Origin of the sequence: Photorhabdus sp. RM322S, assembly GCF_042879395.1 — a bacterium.
GTDB classification, from domain to species: Bacteria; Pseudomonadota; Gammaproteobacteria; order Enterobacterales; family Enterobacteriaceae; genus Photorhabdus; species Photorhabdus khanii.
This window is the reverse complement of record NZ_JBHFKW010000137.1, coordinates 1-914: the sequence shown is the minus strand read 5'-3', so window position 1 is coordinate 914 and position 914 is coordinate 1. Positions and strand designations below refer to the sequence as shown.

1 protein-coding gene is annotated in these 914 nt (G+C 40.3%); it reads right to left on the bottom strand.

Annotated features, from left to right (window positions below; genetic code table 11):
- On the bottom strand, positions 1-914 hold a 914-nt coding region (locus ACGF63_RS22925), incomplete at both ends, for a pyocin knob domain-containing protein (protein ID WP_387633387.1).

The window sequence follows — 914 nt, the reverse complement described above, 5'->3', positions numbered from 1 at the left end:
ATAACGCGAGTCATATTCCAGAGAATAAGGTATTGTCGCATCAGCATATTCCTCACCTAATAATGGATCGTTAGCGGCGAAAGATTTTACCATCCACTTCATTTCACGTTTAACATTAGTATCTGACCACCGATATATTTCAACTTCTCCTTCTTCACGTGAATAATCGATTGATTGGAAATTACTGGTTAAAAAATAGGTTAAACCACCACGTAAATAACAGCCACTATAGATGTAACTACCCACAATATCACCGGATGTTACATCTCCATAAAGGGGGTATTTACCGTCAATCGGTCTGACAATACTTATCATGGCATAGCGGATTGCTTTTACCGTTTTACGATAAGTTTGATTTATACGTTTAATATTAAGATATTGTGCATCGCCCCCCCACGGATAATCACCCCCTTCCATTTGTACAAGTAATCCAGCAACGTGTGTAACTCCCTCACCAAACGGTTTTTTTTCTGCATCGTATGGAAAGGGTCGATGAAGTGTTAGCCAGGAATTAGCCCCGATATTAGGTGGATGCCGCCACCAGACTGGGTAATAGCGCTCAGTGCTTAGACTAGTGAGATCAATAGTGGTGGTATAGCGTGGTTCACCCTGAATATCCGCTGCAGAAGGTTTATTCAGAGTATTATATTCTTGAGCCCAAGGGGTCCATGAGTCATTAACATATTTAGCGCGTGTATATACTCTACTTGAATTATAGACATAATAACGCTGAGTCACACCTGCATTATATAAAATGACAAGTGCGCCTGCGAAAGGTTCAGGGTAGTTTTTACCGGATGCAGCTTGTACATTCAAATGCTGATAATAAATACCAGGAGTTTGATACTTGTTCAAATCAGTTTTTTCAGGGATAGCGATTGCCTGCCCATTAAAGATATCCTGAGAGGTAATAT